Here is a 21,709-nt window from a genome sequence, read left to right on the forward strand (position 1 = left end):
CGGTGCCCCACTTGAACGGAAACCGACGGGCTTTGAGGACAACCGGTGTGACGATGATCATCGAGGGCGAGTACCTGCTGCCGGCGGAGCGGCAGGAGGTTTGGGAGGCGCTGACGGATCCGGTCGTCCTGCAGCGCTGCATTCCCCGCTGCGAGGCCGTCGACAGGCTGAGCGAGACCGAGTTCGAGGGCATCGTGGCGCTCAAGCTCGGCCCGCTGACGGTCCGCCTGCGCGGCGTGCTGACGCTGTCCGAACTCGACCCTCCGCGGTCCTACCGCATGGTGGCGAAGGCGCGGGGCGGGCTCGCCGGCTTCGCCGAAGGCAGCAGCCACGTGCGGCTCGAGGCCGCCGGCGAAGGCACGACGCGGCTGATCTTCGAGGGAGGGGGAGCGCTCGGAGGCAGGCTCGCCTACCTGGCGGAGGGGCTGGTCGAGGGCGCGGCACGATCGGTCGCGGATCGCATCTTCGGTGACCTCCGCGCCTACCTGCAGGATAACCGGGCGCGCGAGGCAGACGAAAAAGATCGCGCTCCCAATCTGGGCTCTTGACCGATTTCGGCGTTCAAGCAACACTTTTCCCCAACGAAGATAAAAATCGAAACGGCAAATCCTCGGCTCTGGCGGGTTCCAGCCCCGTATCACCCCGAGCTCGGCCCGGCCGAGGCAGGTGGCGACCGGAACAGAACGCCGGAGGAGGAAACGTGCCCAGCATCACCATCACCGTGAACGGTCGGGAAGTGACTTCGGAGGTCGAGCCTCGAACGCTTCTCGTGGAGTTTCTGCGCGAGCAGTTGCGGCTCACGGGCACCCATGTCGGCTGCGACACGAGCCAGTGCGGCGCCTGCGTCGTCCATGTCGGCGGCAGGGCCGTGAAGTCGTGCACCACCCTGGCCGTCCAGTGCGACCAGGCGGAGGTCACCACCATCGAGGGCCTGGCCAGGGACGGCGTGCTCCATCCCATGCAGGAGGCCTTCCGCGAGCACCACGGCCTGCAGTGCGGCTACTGCACGCCTGGGATGATCATGGCGGCGGTCGACATCGTGAACCGGCATGGCATGCCCGACGAGAAGACCGTGCGCGAGGAGCTCGACGGCAATCTCTGCCGCTGCACGGGCTACCACAACATCGTCAAGGCGATCCTGGCAGCGGCGGAGAAGATGCAAGGGGCGGGGCAGCCGATCGCTGCCGAATAGACCCCTCACCGTCGCCTGAGCGAGCTTCTTTGGGAGGAGAGACGCCATGGGAGAGAGTGGCATCGGCGCCCGCGTGCAGCGGGTGGAGGACCGGCGATTCATCACCGGCAAGGGCAACTACACCGACGACATCAACAGGCCGGGCCAGCTGCACGCTCACTTCGTGCGATCGCCGCATGCCCACGCCCGCATCCGGAGCGTCGGCATCGCCGAGGCGCAGGCGGCTCCCGGCGTCGTCGCCGTGTACACCGGCAACGACCTCAGGAAGTTCGTGCCGACGAGCGACGACCTCGAGGAAAGCCCGATCGGCGACCTGATCTGCGGCTGGCTCATACACTCCAAGAACGGCGAGCCGATGAAGGCGGGCTCGCATCCCGCGATCGCCCGCGACACGGTCCGCCATGTCGGCGACCAGGTGGCGGTCGTGATCGCGGAGACGAAGCGCCAGGCGCGCGATGCCGCCGAGCTCGTCGAGGTCGACTACGAGGTTCTGGACGCGGTCGCCGATCCGCTGAAGGCGCGGGCGAGCGGGGCGCCGCAGGTTCATGATGTGGCGACGGGCAACCTCGTCTACGAGTGGGAGCTCGGCGACAAGGCGAAGACCGACGAGGCGTTCCGGAACGCCCACCACGTGACGAAGCTGAACATCGTCAACAACCGCCTCGTGCCGAACGCGATGGAGCCGCGGGCGGCGATCGGCGACTACGATCCGGGCACGGGCGTCTTCACGCTCTACGTGACGAGCCAGAACCCGCACGTGGCGCGGCTCGTCCTCTCCGCCTTCGTCGGCATCGCGCCCGAGAACAAGCTTCGGGTGATCGCGCCGGATGTCGGGGGCGGCTTCGGCTCGAAGATCTTCATCTACGCCGAGGAGGTCGTCTGCCTCTGGGCGGCACGCCGCCTCGCGCGCCCGGTGAAGTGGAACGCCGACAGGAGCGAGGCTTTCCTCACCGACGCCCACGGCCGCGACCACGTGACCGATGCCGAGCTCGCCATGGACGAGAAGGGCAAGATCCTCGGGCTTCGCGTGCACACGACCGCGAACATGGGGGCCTACCTCTCGACCTTCGCGTCCGCCGTGCCGACCTATCTCTACGCGACGCTGCTCTCCGGCCAGTACGACATCCCGGCGATCCACGCGGAGGTCGACGCGGTCTACACGCACACCGCGCCCGTCGACGCCTATCGCGGGGCGGGGCGCCCCGAGGCCACCTTCGTGGTGGAACGGCTCGTGGAGGTCGCGGCGCGCGAGATGGGCATCGATCCCGCGAGCTTCCGAAAGCGCAACTTCGTGAAGAAGTTCCCGCACCAGACGCCAGTGATCATGAGCTACGACATCGGCGACTACGCGGCGTCCCTCAACAAGGCGCTCGAGCTGATCGACTACAAGGGCGTCGGCAAGCGCAAGCGCGAGGCCCTGAAGCGCGGCAAGCTGCTGGGTGTCGGGCTTTCCGCCTATATCGAGGCCTGCGGCATCGCTCCGTCGAAGGCCGTGGGCTCCCTGGGAGCAGGTGTGGGCTTGTGGGAATCGGCCGAGGTGCGGGTCAATCCGGTCGGCACCGTCGAGGTCCTGACGGGGTCGCACAGCCACGGGCAGGGGCACGAGACGACCTTCGCGCAGCTCGTCTGTGACCGGCTCGGCATCCCGCTCGACCAGGTGTCGATCGTGCACGGCGACACCGACAAGGTGCAGTTCGGCATGGGCACCTACGGTTCCCGCTCCGGTGCCGTCGGCATGTCGGCGATCTCGAAGGCCCTCGACAAGGTCGTCGCGAAGGCCAAGAAGGTCGCCTCCCACCTCCTGGAGGCGGCCGAGGCCGACATCGAGTTCAAGGACGGCAAGTTCACGGTCGCCGGCACCGACAAGTCGCTCGACTGGAGCGCCGTCTCGCTCGGCGCCTACGTCGCGCACGGATTTCCGTCCGACGAGATCGAGCCGGGTCTGAAGGAAGGCGCGTTCTACGACCCCGTGAACTTCACGTTTCCGGCCGGCTGCCACGTCTGCGAGTGCGAGATCGACCTCGAGACCGGCAAGACCGAGGTCGTGAACTGGGTGGCCGTCGACGATTTCGGTGTGATCATCAATCCGATGATCGTCGAGGGTCAGGTCCATGGCGGCATCGCGCAAGGGGTGGGCCAGGCACTGCTCGAGGGCTGCGTCTACGACGAGGCGGGGCAGCTCGTCACCGGCTCCTTCAACGACTACGCCATGCCCCGCGCCGACGACCTGCCGAACTTCCAGGTCGACGTGACGGTGACGCCGTGCCCCTCGAACCCCCTGGGGATCAAGGGCTGCGGGGAGGCCGGCGCGATCGCGGCCCCCGCGGCGCTGGTCAACGCGATCACCGACGCCCTCGGCCACGAGGACATAACGATGCCTGCGACACCGCAAAGAGTGTGGCGCGCCCTGCAGAAATCCAAGATGCCCGCAGCGGCGGAATAGGAGGCGAGGACGATGTATCCCTTCAACTATCACCGCCCCACGAGCGTCCGGCAGGCCTCCGCTCTCCTCGGAAAGTCGGAGGACGCGCGCCTGCTGGCGGGCGGGCACTCGCTCCTGCCGATGATGAAGCAGCGCCTCGCGCAGCCGAGCGACCTCATCGATCTCGGCCTGGTCGAGGGCCTGCGCGGCATCGAGCTCAAGGGGCGAACCCTGCAGATCGGCGCCATGATGACGCACGCCGAGGTTGCCGCCTCGGACGTCGTGCGCGAGGCGATCCCGGCGCTCGCCGAGCTCGTCGCCTCCATCGGCGACCCCCATGTCCGCCACCGCGGCACGATCGGCGGCTCGGTGGCGAACAACGACCCCAACGCCGACTACCCCGCCGCCTGCCTCGCGCTCGAGGCGACGATCGTCACGAACAGGCGCCGGATCGACGCCGACGAGTTCTTCGTCGACATGTTCGAGACCGCGCTCGAGCCCGGGGAGATCATCACGAAGATCCAGTTCCCGGTGCCGCGCAGGGCGGGCTACGCGAAGTTCCGCAATCCCGCCTCGCGCTATCCGCTCGTCGGTGTGTTCCTCGCCAAGCGGGGAGGGACGGTCCGCGCGGCGGTGACCGGCGCCGCAACTTGCGTCTTCCGGTGCAAGGAGGTGGAAGACGCGCTGAACGCCCGCTTCGCGCCGAAGTCGCTCGACGGCGTCACCGTCCCGACGGACGGGCTCAACAGCGACATGCATGCGGGCGCCGACTACCGGGCCCACCTGATCGTCGTGATGGCGAAGCGGGCCGCGTCCGCCGCTTGATAGGCGGCGTCGAAGGCGCATAGGTTCGGGAGTCCGCCGCGGTCCGGCCACGGCGGGCTTTCCTTCGCGAGCGTCAACTGCGGTGGTGGGATGGCCGAGACGGAAGCTGCGCGGGGCCTTCCCGCGACAATCGACGAGACGTCAGTGCTTCTCGCGGACCACGGATACGTGTCCGACCGGGCGCTGGCGACCGTGCTGTTCCTGGCCCTCCGGATGGGGCGGCCGCTTTTCCTCGAGGGCGAGGCCGGCGTCGGCAAGACCGAGATCGCCAAGGTGCTTTCGCAGGCGCTGGGCCGCCGGCTGATCCGCCTGCAGTGCTACGAGGGCCTCGACGTCTCGACCGCCGTCTACGAGTGGAACTACGCGGCGCAGATGATCGAGATCCGGATGGCCGAGGCGGAAGGGATCGCCGACCGCCAGCGCCTGGCGGAGGACGTGTTCGCCGAGAAGTTCCTCGTCCGCCGGCCGCTCCTGGAGGCGCTGGAGCCACACGAGGGCGGAGCCCCGGTCCTGCTCATCGACGAGCTCGACCGCACCGACGAGGCGTTCGAGGCGTTCCTTCTCGAGGTCCTCTCCGACTTCCAGGTGACGATCCCCGAGCTCGGCACCGTCAGGTCGGAGACGCCGCCGATCGTCGTCATCACGTCGAACCGCACGCGCGAGATCCACGACGCGCTCAAGCGGCGCTGCCTCTATCACTGGGTCGACTATCCCGATGCGAAACGGGAGCTCAGGATCGTCCGGAGCCGGGTCCCCGGCGCGTCCGAGGCCCTGACGCGCGAGGTCGTGGCCTACGTGCAGGCGCTGCGCCGGGAGGATCTCTTCAAGTCGCCCGGCGTGGCGGAGACGCTCGACTGGGCGACGGCGCTGACGGAGCTCGACGCCATGTCGCTCGATCCCGCCACCGTAGAGGACACGCTCGGGGTTCTCTTGAAGTACCAGGAGGACGTCGCGCGCATGCAGGAAGGCCGCGCGAAGCAGCTTCTCGACGAGGTGCGGGCCGACCTCAAGGCGGCACGAGGCTGAACCGGCATGAGCGGGCAGGGAGGTCCAGGCGTCGCATCCGGCCGGCTCGCGGAGAACGTCGTCCACTTCGGGCGGGCGTTGCGGGCAGCGGGCATGCGGGTCGGGCCCGGTGCGATCGCCGATGCGCTTCAGGCCCTCGCGACGACGGGCGTCGGCGGCCGCGGCGACGTCTATTGGACGCTGCACGCCTGCCTCGTGAAGCGGCACGAGGATCACGAGGTGTTCGACCAGACGTTTCGCCTGTTCTTCCGCCGGCGGGGCCTGCAGGAGCGGATGATGTCCGAGCTCCTGCCGCCGACGCCGAACGCCGACAGGTCGAACGAGGTTCGCTCCCGCGTCGCCGACGCGCTGCACGGCAAGCGCGAGGCGGAGCTTCCAAGGGAGCAGAAGCCGAAGGTCGAGCTCGATGCCCGTCTCACGATGTCGCAGACCGAGCTTCTCCAGACGAAGGACTTCGAGGCGATGAGCGCCGCCGAGATCGCCGTCGCACGGCAGCTCGTCCGGCGGCTGGTGATGCCGGACGACAAGGTGCGGACGCGCCGGCTGGTCCCCTCGGGCAGGGGCGGCCGCATCGACATGCGGCGCAGCCTGCGGGCGAGCCTGAGGACCGGCGGCCACGGCGTGACGCTCGAGCGACGGGCGCCGGCCGAGCGGCATCCTCCGGTCGTCGCGCTCTGCGACATCTCGGGCTCGATGGCGCAGTACAGCCGGATGGTGCTGCACTTCCTGCACGCCCTCACCGAGGCGCGCGGCAGGGTGCACAGCTTCGTTTTCGGCACGCGGCTCACGAACGTCACGCGGCAGCTCGCCGCCCGCGACCCGGAGGTCGCCCTCGAGCGCACGGCATGCGCGGTATCGGACTGGTCGGGCGGCACGCGCATCACCACCTGTATCAGGCGCTTCAACCACGACTGGTCGCGGCGGGTCCTGGGGCAGGGGGCGGTCGTACTCCTGGTGACGGACGGTCTGGAGCGCGACCCCGACGCGGATCTGGCGCGCGAGGTCGAGCGGCTGAAACGGTCCTGCCGGCGTCTCGTCTGGCTGAACCCGCTCCTCCGCTTCGACCGGTTCGAGCCCCGGGCGGGCGGCATACGGGCGATCCTGCCGCATGTCGACGAGTTCCGCCCGGTGCACAATCTGGCGGCGATGCGGGAGCTCGTCGCGGCGCTCGACGGATCGGCCGTATCGGCTCCGCGGAGCCCGCGCGACTGGCTGAAGGAGTATGCGGCATGAACGAAGCCGAAGGGGACGACGTGCTGGCGATCGCGCAGGGCTGGCGGAGCGAGGGGCGCGAGGTGGCTCTCGCCACGGTCGTGGAGACGTGGGGATCCGCCCCGCGGCCGGTCGGCAGCCATCTCGTCATCGACGGCGAGGGCAACTTCATGGGCTCCGTCTCCGGCGGCTGCGTGGAGGGCGCCGTGATCGCCGAGGCGATCGACGTGATCGGCACGGGTCAGCCGAAGACCCTCTCCTTCGGCGTGGCAGACGAGACGGCCTGGGAGGTCGGCCTGTCCTGCGGCGGGCGCATCAGCGTCTATGTCGAGCCGGTGAGCTGACGGCGATGCGGCTCGAGCTTCTCCAGCGCCTGAACGAGGCGAGAGCCGCGCGCGAGGCGGCGATCGTCCTCACGGACCTCGCGAGCGGCGGGCAGGATCTCCTGCTCGAACGGCAGGTCGAGGCGCATATCGAGAGGGAGGCGCTCGAGACGCTCCTGCGCAACGGCCGGAGCGGCTCCGTCGAGCTCGGCGGCACGGCGCTGTTCGCGGGCGTCTACCTGCCCCCGGTGAAGCTCGTCTGCATCGGCGCCGTCCACATCTCGCAGGCGCTCGCCCCGATGGCGCGCCTCGTGGGCCTCGACGTCACGATCGTCGATCCGCGCGAGGCGTTCGCCACCACGGAGCGCTTCCAAGGCGTCGACCTGCGCGCGGAGTGGCCCGACGTGGCGCTGCCCGAGATCGGCCTCGACCGGTGGTCGGCGTTCTGCGCGCTGACGCACGACCCGAAGATCGACGATCCGGGCCTCCACGCCGCGCTGCGCGCGGGCTGCTTCTATATCGGCGCGCTCGGCAGCCGCAAGACGCACGGGCGCAGGGTCGAGCGCCTGACGGAGGCGGGCTTCGCAGCCGACGAGATCGCCCGCATCCACGCCCCGATCGGCCTGCCGATCGGAGCCCAGAGCCCGTCCGAGATCGCGCTGTCGATCCTGTCCGAGATCACGGCCGTGCGGCGGCTGAAGCCGCAACCCAGATGAAGTTCGGAGCGATCCTCGTCGACCGCGCCGAGGGCGCGATCCTCGCCCACACGGCGAGGCTCGGCAAAGGCAGCTCGATCAAGAAGGGCACCCGCCTCGACGCCGAGGCGGTCGCGCGGCTGCAGGCGGCCGGGGTCGAGGAGGTCGTCGCGGCGTCTCTCGGTCCGGACGACGTGCACGAGGACACGGCCGCGAACCGCCTCGCCGCCGCGCTGGTGCGGCCCGGCCTGCGGGCGGAGAAGGCGTTCACCGGCCGCGCGAACCTCTTCGCGGAGGTGGCCGGCCTGCTCGTCGTCGACCGGGACGCGGTCGAGGGCTTCAACTCGGTCGACGAGGCGATCACCCTCGCGACGCTGCCGAGCCATGCGCCGGTCGAGCCGGGAACGATGCTCGCGACCGTGAAGATCATCCCCTTCGCGGCGGAGCAGCGCCACGTGACGCAAGCCGAGAAGATCGCCGGCGACGGCTCGCCGGTGCGCCTCCACCCGTTCCGCCCGCGCTCCGTCGGTGTCGTCGCGACCGTGCTCCCGGGCACGACGGACAAGATGCTCGACAAGACCGCGCGTATCCTGGCCGAGCGGCTCTCCCGTTCGGGCAGCCGGATCATCCGCGAGGTCCGGGTGGCGCACGAGGAAGACGCCATAGCGAACGCGCTGCTGGCGCTGCGGGGGCAGGGGGCTGAGCTGCTGATCGTCTTCGGCGCCTCGGCGATCGTCGACCGGGCGGACGTGATCCCCGCGGGCGTCGAGGCTGCGGGCGGCGCGATCAAACATTTCGGCATGCCCGTCGATCCGGGCAACCTGCTGCTCCTCGGCGAGCTCGACGGGTGCCCCGTCCTCGGCGCCCCGGGCTGCGCGCGCAGCCCCAAGGAGAACGGCTTCGACTGGGTGCTCGACCGGCTTATGGCCGATTTCGATGTCGGTGCGGCCGACTTGAGGCAGATGGGGGTGGGCGGGCTGTTGCAGGAGATCGTGTCACGCCCTCAGCCGCGGGCCCAGGAAGAGGCGCCGCAGGCGGGGATCAGCGCATTGATACTGGCGGCCGGGCAGTCGCGACGGATGGGCGCCGTCAACAAGCTGCTGCAGCCGGTCGCCGGAAAGCCGATCGTCCGCCATGTCGTCGAGGCGGCGCTGGCGAGCTCGTGCCGCGAGGTGGTCGTCGTCACCGGCCATCAGCGGGAGGAGGTGGAGGAGGTCCTCGCCGGCCTCGACGTCCGCTTCGTCTGGAACCCGGACTACGGCGAAGGGCTTTCGACCTCGCTCCGTGCCGGCATCGGCGCGCTGTCGGACGGCAGCGAAGGAGCCCTCGTCCTCCTGGGCGATATGCCGCGCGTGGAGCCCGGGCTGATCGATGCGCTCGTGGCGGCCTTCGCGCCGGAGGAGGGGCGGCAGATCGTCGTCCCCGTCCATCAGGGCAAGCGGGGGAACCCCGTGCTCTGGGCGCGGCGCTACTTCGACGACCTCAGGAGCCTGAAGGGCGACGTGGGCGCGCGCCACCTGATCGGCGAGGCGGGCGCCATGGTGTTCGAGGTGGAGGCGCCGCGGGATTCGGTGCTTATCGACGTCGACACGCCGGACGCTCTGGCGGAGCTGCACGAAAGGCTTAACCGGGGAATTTAGCAGCACTCCGGTCGATCTGCTGCTAACACATTGAAGGATCTATTCTTTTATTGATTGGTTAAGTGTCGTGGGCTTCTCATATCGGAGTGGCAACGGCAAGGGGATTCCTCATGGTCGCAGTCGAATTCGAGGCGCAGCTCAAGGGCTATGGTCTGACCACCGCGGAGATCATCTACCGCTTCCCTGATCACCCGGGCCTGCTGCAGCAGTTCCTGTGGCAGCATTACGACCTGGCGCCGGACTTTCCCGAGCTCTTCAAGTTCCTCGAATTCTGGGACAAGTCGATCGAGGGGCCCATCCACTCGGTACAGATCGCCCACCACAAGCTCATCGGCCCCAGCGAATGGCGAAAGGCCGATCACAGCTTCGGCCTGCACTGACGCCGCACCTCCGGCCCTGCGGCTAGCCATCGGTCGTCATGCCGCCTTCGTGATGTTGACCGCCCCGCGGCGCCCACCTAGCGTGCCGCCCATGGCCGCAAGGGTGCCGCGGAGTTCCCGGACGCGCGGGGGAGAAGGGCAAGCATGACGGCACCGGCCGACAATCTGCGCATAGACGGTCTTCGCCTGTGGGAATCCCTCATGGCGATGGCGAAGGTGGGGCCGGGCCTGCGGGGCGGCAACAACCGCCAGGCCCTGACCGACGCCGACAGGGAGGGCAGGGACCTCTTCAGGTCGTGGTGCGAGGGGGCAGGCATGAAGGTCGCCGTCGACACGATGGGCAGCATATTCGCGCGCCGCGAAGGAACTGACCCCACCCTCGCCCCGGTGATGGTCGGAAGCCACCTCGACACCCAGCCGACCGGCGGCAGATACGATGGCGTCCTCGGCGTCCTCGCGGGCCTCGAGATCGTCCGCACGCTCGATGATCTCGGCATCAGGACGCGCCGGCCGATCGAGGTCGTGAACTGGACGAACGAGGAGGGCACCCGCTTCGCGCCGGCCATGCTCGCCTCGGGGGTCTTCGCCGGCGTCCACGACGAGGCCTGGGCCCATGCCCGGCAGGACGCCTCGGGCAGGAGCTTCGGCGACGAGCTCAGGCGCATCGGCTATCTCGGCGAAGCACCCGCGGGCCGGCGCAGGATCCACGCATATTACGAGTTGCATATCGAGCAGGGACCGATCCTCGAGGACGAGGACATCGATATAGGGGTCGTGACGCACGGCCAGGGGCTGAAATGGCTGCAGGTGAGCCTCACCGGCCGGGAAAGCCACACCGGCTCCACGCCCATGCCGAAGCGTCGCAACGCCGCTCTGGGGATGGCGCGGGTGATGGAGCTCGTGGACGAGGTCGCCTGGCGCCACGCGCCGCACGCGGTCGGGGCGGTCGGCCATGTCGAGATCTTCCCGAACTCGCGGAACGTCATTCCGGGGAGGGCGGTCTTCACGATCGACATCCGCTCGCCGAGGCAGGAGGTGCTCGATGACATGGACGATCGCATTTGCGCCGGTATCGTCGAGATCGCGGATGCGATCGGCCTCGGGGCGCAGGTCGAGCAGGTCGGCCATTTCGACCCCGTCGCGTTCGACCAGAGCTGCATCCGGACGATCAGGGCCGCGGCCGACCGGCTCGGCTATTCGCACCGCGACATCGTCTCCGGCGCCGGCCACGATGCCTGCTGGATCAACCGCGTGGCGCCGACCGCCATGGTCATGTGTCCCTGCGTCGGCGGCCTCTCCCACAACGAGGACGAGGAGATCACGCGGGAATGGGCGACCGCCGGCGCCGAGGTGCTCTTCCACGCCGTCGTGGAGACGGCGGAAATCGTCGAGTGAGGGTGCCGGACGCCCCCGTCAGGTGATCGGCGCCAGAGGCATGGCGAGCTTGTCCGCCACGAGCGCGTCGAGCTCGGGGAGCAGCACGACGCTTTCCTGCTCGTTGGGGTCGGTGCGGGCGATCACGGCCGTGGCGGGGCGGTCGCCGAGATTGGCGGGCAGATGCGGCACCCCGGGCGGGATGTAGAACATCTCCCCCTCGCGCACGACGACGTGGTCCTCGAGCCGCGCGCCGTACCAGGTATGCGCCTCGCCGGCGATCATGTAGATCGCCGTCTCGTGGCTCTCGTGCATGTGGGCCTTCGCGCGGCCGCCGGGCGGAATCGTGAGGAGATGCATGCAGATGCCCGTCGATCCGACGGTCTCCGTGGCGATGCCCTCGAAATAGCTGAACCCCTGCTTGCCGTCATAGGTGCTGCCGGGCCGGATGACGCGGCAGGTCGGCTCGGGCGAACGGGTCATGGCGCGAACTCCTCGCAGTGCCGCGCGCGATGCGGCTCGAGACAGGATCGCGCCGGGTAGGCGCGATGGCAATGGCCTGGCAGCTCCGCGCCAACCGGCCGGGGCAGGGCGCTTCGGCGAAGCTCCCGCATCGCGCGTCCCTTCTGCCGTCGGGCCTCGTTTCGCTTGGCCATCTCAACTGCGCCCGCTATGACGCCTGAAACGTCCTTCGGAGAAGCAACCGCATGAGCAAGGTCACCGTCGTCGACCACCCACTCGTCCAGCACAAGCTGACCCTGCTGCGCGACAAGAACCGCTCGACCGCGGGCTTCCGCCGCCTCATCAAGGAGGTGGCGCTGTTCCTCGGCTACGAGGTGACGCGCGACCTCGAGCTGACGATGGAGCATATCGAGACGCCTATCTGCGGCATGGATGCGCCGAAGCTGAAGGGCAAGAAGCTCGTCCTGGCCTCGATCCTGAGGGCCGGCGAAGGCATGCTCGAGGGCCTCGTGGAGCTGATGCCTTCGGCTCGCATCGCCCATATCGGGCTCTACCGCGATCCCGAGACGCTGAAACCGGTCCAGTACTACTTCAAGGCGCCGTCGGACATCGCCGACCGGCCGGTGATCGTCGTCGACCCGATGCTCGCCACCGGCAATTCCGTCGCGCACGCGATCACGCTTCTCAAGGAGGCCGGCGCGAAGGACATCCGCTTTCTCTGCCTGCTCGCGGCTCCCGAGGGCGTCGAGGCGCTCGCGCAAAAGCACCCCGACGTGGCGATCTTCACAGCTGCGATCGACAGCCACCTGAACGACCACGGCTACATCGTGCCGGGCCTCGGCGATGCCGGAGACCGCATGTTCGGCACGAAGTGAAGCTCCCACGACAGGGTCTCGGCGCGGCGGAGCACCCCGGATGCAGAGCGAGATTCTGGAAGGCTACGCCACCGCAGGGCCGGAGCTTATCGCGCTCTATGAAGCGGTTCCTTCGGCCGAGATCTACGCGCTCGTGCGCGATCTGCTCCCGCCTGGTCCGGCGCGCGCCGCCGATATCGGTGCCGGCACCGGCCGCGCCTCGCCGCGCTGCTGGCGCCGACCGGGCTCCTGATCCTCTCGCTGCGCCACGGGCTGGCGCAGGCATCCGGCCTCCAGCTCCTGCGCCGCCGAGAGCGACAGTCGCTGCAGGAGGCGAACCGCGCGGAGGGCGTTCACTGGACGTGGCTCGCCTTCACGCGGAGGTGACGGCGGCGTCTGCGGCGCGACCCAGACCGCTCGCCGCGAGCCCCCTGACACCGCCCCCATGAGTCGCATAAGATATATTATGGAACGAAACGCAGTAGGGCGCCTGGATGGAGATGGACCTATTCGGAGAGCGTCAGCCTCATCCCGTCATAGGCCGGCTCCACGTGTTCGGGCAGCTCGGCCTTCAGCGCGTTGTAGTCGAGGTCGTGATGGAGGTTCGTCAGGACGGCGCGGCGCGGCTTCAGCCGTTCGATCCAGGATAGCGCGTCGGCCACGGAGAAATGGCTGATGTGCTGCGAGTACCGGAGCGCGTCCACGACGAACACGTCGAGGTTCTGGAGCAGCCTGGCGCTGCTCTCGGGGATGTGGCTCACGTCCGGCATGTAGGCGAGATCGCCGAAGCGGAACCCCAGGGCCGGCGTCGGGCCGTGCTCCACGGGAATGGGAAGCGCCTCGACGGAACCGCCCGGCCCTTCCACCAGCACTGCGTGCGGCGGCCGGATCTCCGCCATGTCGAGGATCGGCGGATACAGGCTGTCCGGCGGCGCCTCGAAACAGTAGCGGAACCGATCGAGCATCACGGCCCGCGTCGCATCCTCCATGTGGACGCGGATGCGCCGCCGGCCGTGGATGACGAGCGGTCTGAGGTCGTCGATCCCGTGTGTGTGGTCGGCGTGGTCGTGGCTGATGAGAACGCCGTCCAGCCGATCGACCTCGGCGGCCAGGAGCTGTTCGCGCAGATCCGGCCCGGTGTCGACCAGGACGCGCGTCGTGCCGCCGGCCCCGTGGCGCTCCACCAGCAGCGCGCAGCGGCGGCGCCGGTTCTTCGGCTCGGCGGGTTCGCAGGCTCCCCAGCCGGAACCGAGGCGGGGCACGCCGGCCGAGCTTCCGCAGCCGAGGATCGTCGCGACGAGGCTCATTCCGGCCGGCTCACGGCCGGAAAGAGCCGGAAGAAGTTCTCGCTCGTGACGCGGTGGATCTCCTCCGGTGCGACGCCGCGCGTCTCCGCCAGCACGCGTGCCGTCTCGACGACGAAGGCCGGCTCGTTGCGCTTGCCCCGGTGCGGCATCGGCGCGAGATACGGCGCGTCCGTCTCGACGAGCAGCCGGTCCGCGGGGATGTCTGCCGCAATGGCCCGCAGCTCCTCGGAGCGCTTGAACGTCAGGATCCCCGAGAACGAGACGTAGAGCCCGAGCTCGACGCCGGCCTCCGCCAGTTCGCGCTTCGAGGAGAAGCAGTGAAGGATCGCGTCGAAGCGTCCCGCCGCCATCTCCTCGCGCAGGATCCTCGCCGTGTCGTCCTCCGCGTCGCGGCTGTGGATGACGAGCGGCAGCCCCGTCCGGCGCGCCGCCTCGATCTGGGTTCGGAAGCCGGCTTCCTGGTCCGCGCGCGGCGCGTTGTCGTAGAAGAAGTCGAGACCCGCCTCCCCGATCGCCACGCATTTGGGATGCGCGGCGGCGGCCACATAGGCTTCGGGAAGAAGCTCGACCTCCTCGGAGGCATTGTGCGGGTGCGTGCCCGCCGAGCAGTAGACGTCGTCGTACCGCTCGGCGATGGCGCGAATCTCGTCGAAGCGCTTGAGCCTGGTCGAGATCGTCACGAGGCGCGTCACGCCCGCATCCCGGGCCCGCTGGACGACGTCGTCGAGCTCGGCCGCGAAGTCCGGGAAGTCGAGGTGGCAGTGGCTGTCGACGAGCGTCACGCCTGCCCCTCCGGGCGAGCCTCCACGTGGCGCGGGAAGATCGCGGTCGGGTTCGGAAGCGGCGCGCCGGGCTTCAAGCGGTGCCCCGAGCCGAGATGGACGAACTCGCGCTCGTCCTTCGGCGCCCCCACGAGGTCGAGAAGCTTCGCGGCGGCCTCCGGCGTGAACGGCTGGGCCAGGATCCCGACCTGCCGAAGCACCTCGGCGGTCACGTAGAGAATTGTCCTGAACCGCGCGTCGTCGGTCTTCCGGACGGCCCACGGCTCCTCGCCGGCGAAGTAGCGGTTCGCGTCTGCCACCACGCTCCAGGTTTCCGCAAGAACCGTATGAAGCGACTGCGTTTTCATCGCCTCGCGGGCCTTGCCGAACAGCGCGTCCGCGGCGGCCAGCATCGTCTCGTCCTGCGGCCGAAGCTCGCCCGGCTGCGGCACGACCGCATTGCAGTGCTTCGCCACCATCGAGAGCGAGCGCTGGGCCAGGTTGCCGAGGTCGTTCGCGAGATCCGCGTTGATCCGTGTCCCGATCGCCTCGGGGCTGTAGTTGCCGTCCTGGCCGAACGGCGCCTCGCGCAGGAAGAAGTAGCGCACCTGGTCGCGTCCGAAATGCTCGATCAGGTCGAACGGATCGATCACGTTGCCGACCGACTTCGACATCTTCTCGCCGCGGTTCAGCATGAAGCCGTGCGCGAAAACGCGTTTCGGCAGGTCGAGGCCGGCCGACATGAGGAAGGCCGGCCAGTAGACCGCGTGGAACCGCACGATGTCCTTGCCGATCACGTGCAGATCGGCCGGCCACCAGCGCTTGAAGCTCTCGCTCCCGGTGTCGGGATAGCCGACGCCCGTGATGTAGTTCGTCAGCGCGTCCACCCAGACATACATGACGTGGCTCTCGGCGCCGGGCACCTTCACGCCCCAGTCGAAGGTCGTCCGCGAGATCGAGAGATCCTGCAGGCCCGAACGCACGAAGCTCCGGACCTCGTTCAGCCGCTCGCGCGGCAGCACGAAGTCGGGGTTCTTCTCGTAGTGGTCGAGCAGCGGCTGCTCGAACTTCGAGAGGCGGAAGAAGTAGCTGTCCTCCTCGGTCCACTCGACCGGCGTGCCCTGCGGCCCCCGCCGCACGCCGTCCTCGCCGACGACCGTCTCGGTCTCGGCGTAATAGGCCTCGTCGCGCACCGAGTACCAGCCGGCATAGGTCGACGGATAGATGTCGCCGGCATCGACCATCTTCTGCCAGATCGCCTGGCTCGCGGCGTGGTGGCGCGGCTCCGTCGTGCGGATGAAGTCGTCGTTCGTGCAGCCGAGCGCCTCGACCATGCGCTTGAACACGGGCGTGTTCCGGTCGGCGAGCTCGCGCACGCTGATGCCCTGCTTCTCCGCCGTCTGCACCATCTTCAGGCCGTGCTCGTCCACCCCGGTCAGGAAGTAGACGTCGTGCCCGTCGAGCCGCATGAAGCGCGCGATCGCATCCGTCGCCATCGCTTCGTAGGCGTGGCCGATATGGGGCGTGCCGTTCGGATAGGAGATCGCGGTGGTGATGTAGAACTTGGGCTTCATGGCTCGGCCGGTGTGGAAGCGCGGGCCCTCGCCTCGCCGGCCGCGCACTCGCTGAGCGCATGGAAGACGCCGAGAAACGTCTGCGTCCGGTCGAGATTGAGGATTTCCGCCTGCGCGAATGCGTGCTCGACCTTCTCCCACACCTCCGACCAGGGTGCAAGCGCACCCGCAGAAGCGCCCTCCTCCGCCCGCCGGCGCACGCGGCCGGCAATCCAGTCGAGCACGATGCCCCGCGCGAGGAGGAAGGCCTCCCGGTCGCGCCTCCCATATCTCTCGGCGAAGCCGAGGATCTGGCGCGGCTGTGTGCGCGGCAGGCCGTCGAGGATCGCCGTGAGCTGGCCGAGCATGCCGTCCTCCTCCTGCTCCACGAGCCGGCGGGCACGGCCCGGGCTGCCGTTCGACAGGGCGACGAGCCGGTCGAGGTCGCCCTCGACGTCGGGCAGCGCGGCCCGCATCGCCTCGTCGGTGAGCGGATTGAGCCTCAGCCTGCGGCAGCGCGAGCGTATCGTCGGGAGGAGGCGGCCCGCCTGGTGGGCGACGACGAGGAAGATCGTGTCGCCGGGCGGCTCCTCGAGCATCTTCAGGAGGGCGTTCGCCGAGGCGCGGTTTAGGTCGTCGGCCGCGTCGACGATCACGATGCGCCAGCCTTCCCCACCCGCCGTGCCGCCGAGGAACTGGCCGAGCCGGCGAACCTGGTCGACCGGGATGACGGTTGCGGTCGGCTTGCCCTTGTCGTCGCGGGGGCGCTCGAGGACGAAGAGGTTGGGGTGCACGCGGGAGGAGACCTGCCGCGCCACCGGCGCGTCTGGGGAGACCGAAAGGTCGGTGGCCGCATGGATCTCCGGATCCTCGGGTCGGGGATGCGCGAGGAGGAACCGCGCGAACCGGTAGGCGAGCGTCGCCTTGCCGACGCCCTCCGGGCCATCGAGCAGCCAGGCATGATGCAGCCGGCGTTCCCGGTACGCATCGAGCAGCCACAGCTCCGCCTCGGCGTGTCCGACGAGATGATGCGTCGCCTCGGGTGGCATCCCGGCGCTCTCAGCCGTCATCGGTCCCGCTCCGCTCCTTCAGGCCGAGCCTCGAGGCGACGGCCCGCCAGACGAGCTCCGCCACCTCGTCCGCGTCGCCGTCTGCCGCGACGACGACGCAGCGCTCCGGCTCCGCCCTCGCCCGGGCCAGGAACACCTCCCGCACCCGCCTGTGATAATCGAGGTCGGCATCCTCGAACCGGTCGCGCAGGAACTTCGCCTCGGCCTTCGTCTGCTTCCGGGCGCGCCCGAGCCCCGTCTCGACGTCGAGGTCGAGCACGACCGTGAGGTCGGGACGGGTGTCCGAGAGGACGATCTCCTCCATCGCCTGGAGCAGCCCTTCGTCGACCGTGCACGATGCGCCCTGATAGGCACGGGTGGAATCGTGGAAGCGGTCGGACAGCACCCACCGCCCCTCCTCCAGCGCCGGCAGGATGACGTGACGCAGGTGGTCGTCGCGGGCGACGTTCATCAGCAGCGCCTCGGCGAAGGCGCCGTATTCGGAGACCCGGCCGGAGAGGACGGCGTGCCGGATGAGCTCCGCCCCTTGCGTGCCGCCGGGCTCCCGCGTCTCGAGCACCTCGATCCCGAGGCCGCGCAGCCGCGCCGCCAACCGCCGCAGCTGGGTCGACTTGCCCGTGCCCTCGCCGCCCTCGAAGGTGATGAAACGTCCGCGTGCCATGGCCGCTTTCTAACGCGCGGCTGAGGCCGCCTCCACACCGGAATGGACGAGGCCGATCATCAGTTCGACGGCCGCATCGAAAGCGCGCTGGTAGAGCGCGCCCTGGGAAACGCCCTCGATCGTGTGAAGGGGGATCTCCGCGACGACCGTGTCGCCGTCCACGACGCGCAGCACCGCGACCTCGGCGCCTTCCTCGACCGGAGCGGCGAGCGGACCGACATAGGCGATGCGGGCACGGACCGCGTCGCGTTGCCCCTTGGGCAGGAGGACCTCGATCGGCCTGCGTCCCGCCAGCCGCACCTTGCCCTTGGCTCCGCCGAACACGCCGATCTCGCCGACGACCTCGCCGGCGTTGAACAGACGCACCTTCTCGAAGCCGCGGAAGCCCCAGAGGATCAGCTTCTGCACCTCGGAGAGCCTGGCGCTGGCGTTCGGCAGCCCATGGACCGCCAGGACCAGGCGCTGCCCCTTGTCGACGGCGGACGCGACCATCCCGAAGCCCGTGCCCTCGTGGAAGGCCGGGATGAGCCCGTCCGCTCCGATCGGCAGCCCGATGACGGGATTGCGGTTCGTCTGGCGGATGTTGTTCCAGGTGAATTCCGGCTCGGAGAAGATCCCGTAGAGGTCGGGATAGGTCTCGATGATGTGGATCGTCAGCTTGACGAGGTCGCGCATGGAGGCCGCGCCCGTCTCCCCGTCCGGGCCCGCGAGGCCGCTCGCATTGACGAAGCGCATGGTCTCGAGGCCGAGTTCCCTCGCCCGCTCGTTCATGAGCTCGGCGAAGGCCGCCTCCGATCCGGCCATGCCCTCGCCGATGGCGATGGCGGCGTCGTTCGCCTGCTGCACCATGATGCCGCGCAGCAGGTTCGAGACCTCGACGGTGGAGTTGACCTTGGCGAACATCGTGGCGGTGCGGGCGGGCGCACCGCCGGTGCGCCAGGCATGCTCGCTGACGACCAGCGTCTCGTCGAGCGAGAGCCTCCCGTTGGCGATCGCGTCGAAGGCGATCTCGAGCGTCATGAGCTTCGCCATGCTCGCCGGCGCCACGGGCACGTCCGCACTCTTGGAGAGCAGGACGGTCCCCGTCCCCATGTCGACGAGATAGGCGTGTTCGGCCGACGTTTCGAACGCCGCCGCATGGGCGGGCCCGAGCGGCGCGAACGCCGCGACCGATATGGCGACGCAGATGGTGACGCCTCGCGCGAAGCGCTTGCGCCACCTCGTCAGTGCGGGGCGCAGCCGAGACATAGCCGCCATGTTTCGCTCGTCGTTAAGCCGTTGAGCGAATGTGATAGCAAGCTCCTGCACGCCGGTAAAGAAAGCGCCACCGACCGTTCATCTCGGGCGAAAGGCCAGGGCCGTTCTCAGGACCCGTCGAAGACGGCGAAGGCGCGCTCGACGACGTTCCGCCCCGTCACCGTCACGGGCTGATAGCCGGAAATCGAGGAGAAGCTCCGCATGGCGTCCGCATCCGGCCCGCCGGTCGCGGCCCAGGCGAGGCTCGGAACCGCAGCGGGAACGTCCGGCTGCTGCGTCGCCTGCCCCTCCCCGGCCGCCGGGGCGCCGGACGCCACCATGGTCGGCGCCACGCCATCGTCCCCGTTGCGGACGGTGGTCGTGAGCCAGGAATCATCTCCGTCGGAGGGCGCGAGGCCGACGAACTGCACCCGAACGTCCGCTGCCCCGTCCTGCTTGAAGCCGAGCACCTCGGCGGTCTTGGCGGAGACGTCGATCAGACGCCCGTGGGCGAACGGGCCGCGATCGTTGAGCCGGACGACGACGGAGCGTCCGTTCTCCAGGTTCGTGACGCGGGCGTAGGAAGGCAGAGGAAGTGTCGGGTGCGCCGCCGAGAGCCCTGCCATGTCGAACACCTCGCCGTTGGCGGTCTGCTTCCCGTGGAAGTCCCGCCCGTACCACGAGGCGCGCCCGGTCTTGTCGTAGCTCGGATCTTCGGCGGGCGTATACCACTTGCCGGCGACCTTGTAGGGCTTGCCGACCTTGTAGGTGCCGTCGGCCTCGGCGATCGGGCCCGTCGTGAAGAGGGGGTCGCTCGCCGCGTATCCGAGCTTGGGATCCACCTTGGCGGTCGTGCTGCCGTTGCAGGCGGTCAGCATCAGCGCCCCGGTCAGTGCGAAGCCGGCACATGCGATGCGCCGGAATGGGTTGGCTGCCCCTTGCAAGCGCCCGTCCCTCTCGTGTCTACGACGCCGCCGCCCTCGTCGGCCGCCGCCTCACGCTCCGTGGCGAAAGGAAGGCGGGTCCGTGGCGACCGCGCGCATCCGTCTCCCGACCGGCCGGCTCTGCCGCCGCCCTCGACCCGGGCTCGGATGGATCCCCGTCTGAAGGCCCTGTCCGCATTATCCCCTAGCGGGTCCAGGACCGCGTGTCATAGATCCAGCCGAAATCGGACCAAAAAGTGGCGCGAAGTGGTGCGGCGGCGCAACACTTCCGGACTTCCTGCCCAGGGACGAGCCGGGATTGCAGCAGAAGCCCGCTTGCGCCATGGTGCGCCCCGCGCGGGAGGAGTGGCCGAGTGGTTGAAGGCACCGGTCTTGAAAACCGGCAGGCGGGCAACCGTCTCGTGGGTTCGAATCCCACCTCCTCCGCCACATTCAGACACTAAATCCGTCCAAGGGCCCCGAGTGGGGCCTTTTTTCTTCTTGTTTCAAAGGGCGTTGGCCGCGCCATCCCCCTTCGGAGACTGGGTGCTTGACGTCGAATGGGTCTCCGAATGGCCTGTGTCTCTCTTCGAGCGCCCCTCGACGGTCACGGGACGGCGTAAGACATCCTCGTATTTCCAATGGGTTGCCGCGGTCATGGGGTCGCCCCGTTCGCGAGATAATCCGGTGACAGAGACCGACACGAAGGCGCAGGGCGGTCAGAAGGACGGCTTCGTGGCGGCCGATCCCCAAAACAGGCGGCAGCGTTCAATGCGAGCCAGGACCCTGCCGGAAGTCTCTGATGACAAACAGACTTCGCGCCCATAGCCTGGGCCGCAATGTCTAACGGGCCCTGGACGGATGAAGAGAACGACCTGATCGTCGCGGATTACTTCGCGATGCTGGCCGACGACATCTCCGGGCGCCGCTACAGCAAGGCTGAACACCGCCGCGTGCTCCTCCCGCTGCTGCACGACCGGTCCGAGGGGGCCGGCGAGTTCAAGCACCAGAACATCAGTGCGGTGCTGAAGGGCCTCGGCGAGGCCTGGATCCCCGGCTACAAGCGCGCGTTCAACTTCCAGATGACCTTGGTGGATGCCGTGGCGCGGCGGCTGGCGCTGAACCCGGCCTGGGCTCGGGCGCCAACCGGGGCTGCAATCCGCCGCTGGCCTCTACGCGAGGCGGCGCAGGTCTAGATCGGACCGCCGCCGACGCTGTCGAACCAGACGCCGCCGCAGGAACTGGACCAGATGCTGCACATCGCCCGCAAGTTCGACGTGGCGGGCTGGGACGAGCGCAACCGGGCCCTCGGGCGCGCGGGCGAGGAACGTGTGCTGGCGCATTAGCGCGCGGCCTTGCGGACAGCGGGACGGGACGATCTGGCGCGCAAGGTGCGCGGGGTGTCGGAGGAGGATGGCGACGGCGCGGGCTACGACATCGCCAGCTTCGCTTTGGAGGGGCGACCTCGGCTGATCGAGGTCAAGACGACGAACGGATGGGAGCGCACGCCCTTCCACATCACCCGCAACGAGCTGGCCGTGGCCGAGGAGCGCCGGTCGGAATGGCGTCTGTTCCGCCTGTGGAATTTCTCACGCGATGACCTGCCACTGAAGGTTCATCCAGCGGCGACTGGAGTCTCGGCTGTTGATGCACCATATGGCGCGGCGTGAGCGATCGGCGCCGCCGCGGAGCTTTCATCCGGCGGAGCGTCGGTGGCGATTGCGGTGATGGTGGTCGCGAACTCGGCCGGAGTGGCGTAGCCCAAGGCCGAGTGAGGCCTCTCGGTGTTGTAG

The 21,709-nt window shown here is 69.0% G+C and carries 23 protein-coding genes, 1 tRNA gene and 1 pseudogene; 16 read left to right on the top strand and 9 right to left on the bottom strand.

Features of this window, described 5'->3' with window-relative positions:
* Window positions 1-53: 53 nt before the first annotated feature.
* The 11 genes from N177_RS20225 to N177_RS20275 all read left to right on the top strand — a co-directional run bounded on the left by N177_RS20225 (window position 54) and on the right by N177_RS20275 (window position 11,110).
* Complete coding sequence (locus N177_RS20225) at window positions 54-548, top strand: SRPBCC family protein (protein ID WP_244444329.1); 495 nt, start codon at window positions 54-56, stop codon at window positions 546-548.
* Between the two features lie 152 nt (window positions 549-700).
* Window positions 701-1,192 carry a (2Fe-2S)-binding protein gene (locus tag N177_RS20230; protein ID WP_023434301.1) on the top strand — a complete coding sequence of 164 codons (492 nt, stop codon included), beginning with the start codon at window positions 701-703 and terminating at the stop codon, window positions 1,190-1,192.
* A gap of 46 nt (window positions 1,193-1,238) precedes the next feature.
* Window positions 1,239-3,635, top strand: coding sequence for a xanthine dehydrogenase family protein molybdopterin-binding subunit (locus N177_RS20235; RefSeq protein ID WP_023434302.1), 2,397 nt, complete (start codon window positions 1,239-1,241; stop codon window positions 3,633-3,635).
* A gap of 12 nt (window positions 3,636-3,647) precedes the next feature.
* Window positions 3,648-4,439 (top strand): FAD binding domain-containing protein, encoded by a 792-nt coding sequence (locus N177_RS20240; RefSeq protein ID WP_023434303.1) that lies wholly within the window; start codon window positions 3,648-3,650, stop codon window positions 4,437-4,439.
* Window positions 4,440-4,529: 90 nt separating this feature from the next.
* Entirely contained in the window at window positions 4,530-5,465 is a 936-nt protein-coding gene (locus tag N177_RS20245) for an AAA family ATPase (protein ID WP_040486317.1), read from the top strand.
* Window positions 5,466-5,471: 6 nt separating this feature from the next.
* A complete protein-coding gene (locus N177_RS20250; protein WP_023434305.1) occupies window positions 5,472-6,698 on the top strand; it encodes a vWA domain-containing protein in 1,227 nt (408 codons plus the stop codon).
* Entirely contained in the window at window positions 6,695-7,021 is a 327-nt protein-coding gene (locus N177_RS20255; RefSeq protein ID WP_023434306.1) for an XdhC family protein, read from the top strand. Before N177_RS20250 ends, N177_RS20255 begins: the two co-directional genes overlap by 4 nt.
* A 5-nt stretch (window positions 7,022-7,026) precedes the next feature.
* Window positions 7,027-7,716: an XdhC family protein gene (locus N177_RS20260; RefSeq protein ID WP_023434307.1), complete on the top strand. Its 690-nt coding sequence runs from the start codon at window positions 7,027-7,029 to the stop codon at window positions 7,714-7,716.
* A complete protein-coding gene (locus N177_RS20265) occupies window positions 7,713-9,335 on the top strand; it encodes an NTP transferase domain-containing protein (protein WP_023434308.1) in 1,623 nt (540 codons plus the stop codon). Before N177_RS20260 ends, N177_RS20265 begins: the two co-directional genes overlap by 4 nt.
* Before the next feature lie 110 nt (window positions 9,336-9,445).
* A complete protein-coding gene (locus tag N177_RS20270; protein ID WP_023434309.1) occupies window positions 9,446-9,715 on the top strand; it encodes an usg protein in 270 nt (89 codons plus the stop codon).
* A gap of 144 nt (window positions 9,716-9,859) precedes the next feature.
* On the top strand, window positions 9,860-11,110 hold the full coding sequence (locus N177_RS20275; RefSeq protein WP_023434310.1) for a Zn-dependent hydrolase: 1,251 nt from the start codon (window positions 9,860-9,862) through the stop codon (window positions 11,108-11,110).
* A gap of 18 nt (window positions 11,111-11,128) precedes the next feature.
* On the opposite strand, the gene N177_RS20280 is transcribed toward N177_RS20275, so the two are convergent.
* Complete coding sequence (locus tag N177_RS20280) at window positions 11,129-11,572, bottom strand: cupin domain-containing protein (RefSeq protein WP_023434311.1); 444 nt, start codon at window positions 11,570-11,572, stop codon at window positions 11,129-11,131.
* A 224-nt stretch (window positions 11,573-11,796) separates the two neighbouring features.
* On the opposite strand from N177_RS20280, the gene upp reads away from it, so the two are divergent.
* Window positions 11,797-12,426: a uracil phosphoribosyltransferase gene (gene upp, locus N177_RS20285; RefSeq protein WP_023434313.1), complete on the top strand. Its 630-nt coding sequence runs from the start codon at window positions 11,797-11,799 to the stop codon at window positions 12,424-12,426.
* A gap of 40 nt (window positions 12,427-12,466) precedes the next feature.
* Window positions 12,467-12,658 (top strand): hypothetical protein, encoded by a 192-nt coding sequence (locus tag N177_RS22170; protein WP_023434314.1) that lies wholly within the window; start codon window positions 12,467-12,469, stop codon window positions 12,656-12,658.
* A gap of 253 nt (window positions 12,659-12,911) precedes the next feature.
* Here the strand turns inward: N177_RS22170 and N177_RS20295 are convergent, their stop codons facing one another.
* The 7 genes from N177_RS20295 to N177_RS22290 form a co-directional block, all read right to left on the bottom strand.
* Window positions 12,912-13,712: an MBL fold metallo-hydrolase gene (locus tag N177_RS20295; RefSeq protein ID WP_023434315.1), complete on the bottom strand. Its 801-nt coding sequence runs from the start codon at window positions 13,710-13,712 to the stop codon at window positions 12,912-12,914.
* A complete protein-coding gene (locus tag N177_RS20300; protein WP_023434316.1) occupies window positions 13,709-14,494 on the bottom strand; it encodes a TatD family hydrolase in 786 nt (261 codons plus the stop codon). Before N177_RS20300 ends, N177_RS20295 begins: the two co-directional genes overlap by 4 nt.
* Window positions 14,491-16,047, bottom strand: a complete 1,557-nt coding sequence (gene metG / locus N177_RS20305; protein ID WP_023434317.1) for a methionine--tRNA ligase — start codon at window positions 16,045-16,047, stop codon at window positions 14,491-14,493. The genes N177_RS20300 and metG overlap by 4 nt, the downstream gene beginning before the upstream one ends.
* Window positions 16,044-17,096 carry a DNA polymerase III subunit delta' gene (locus N177_RS20310; RefSeq protein ID WP_051402504.1) on the bottom strand — a complete coding sequence of 351 codons (1,053 nt, stop codon included), beginning with the start codon at window positions 17,094-17,096 and terminating at the stop codon, window positions 16,044-16,046. The genes metG and N177_RS20310 overlap by 4 nt, the downstream gene beginning before the upstream one ends.
* A complete protein-coding gene (gene tmk / locus N177_RS20315) occupies window positions 17,086-17,757 on the bottom strand; it encodes a dTMP kinase (RefSeq protein ID WP_023434319.1) in 672 nt (223 codons plus the stop codon). The genes N177_RS20310 and tmk overlap by 11 nt, the downstream gene beginning before the upstream one ends.
* A 9-nt stretch (window positions 17,758-17,766) precedes the next feature.
* A complete protein-coding gene (locus tag N177_RS20320; protein WP_023434320.1) occupies window positions 17,767-19,014 on the bottom strand; it encodes a D-alanyl-D-alanine carboxypeptidase family protein in 1,248 nt (415 codons plus the stop codon).
* 107 nt (window positions 19,015-19,121) lie between these two features.
* Entirely contained in the window at window positions 19,122-19,937 is an 816-nt protein-coding gene (locus N177_RS22290; RefSeq protein WP_051402506.1) for a septal ring lytic transglycosylase RlpA family protein, read from the bottom strand.
* Between the two features lie 339 nt (window positions 19,938-20,276).
* Between N177_RS22290 and N177_RS20330 the strand changes: the two genes are divergently transcribed.
* The 3 genes from N177_RS20330 to N177_RS22185 all read left to right on the top strand — a co-directional run bounded on the left by N177_RS20330 (window position 20,277) and on the right by N177_RS22185 (window position 21,586).
* Window positions 20,277-20,366, top strand: a tRNA-Ser gene (locus tag N177_RS20330).
* Between the two features lie 389 nt (window positions 20,367-20,755).
* The gene (locus N177_RS22180) at window positions 20,756-21,112 is read left to right on the top strand and encodes a hypothetical protein (RefSeq protein ID WP_023434322.1); all 357 of its coding nucleotides are present in this window, start codon (window positions 20,756-20,758) and stop codon (window positions 21,110-21,112) included.
* A 204-nt stretch (window positions 21,113-21,316) separates the two neighbouring features.
* Window positions 21,317-21,586 (top strand): protein NO VEIN domain-containing protein, encoded by a 270-nt coding sequence (locus N177_RS22185; RefSeq protein ID WP_244444327.1) that lies wholly within the window; start codon window positions 21,317-21,319, stop codon window positions 21,584-21,586.
* Here the strand turns inward: N177_RS22185 and N177_RS22190 are convergent.
* Window positions 21,532-21,709 (bottom strand): annotated as a pseudogene (locus N177_RS22190) (IS3 family transposase); the annotation flags it as partial. The gene N177_RS22185 and the pseudogene N177_RS22190 overlap by 55 nt on opposite strands.

This window comes from Lutibaculum baratangense AMV1 (assembly GCF_000496075.1).
GTDB classification, from domain to species: Bacteria; Pseudomonadota; Alphaproteobacteria; order Rhizobiales; family Tepidamorphaceae; genus Lutibaculum; species Lutibaculum baratangense.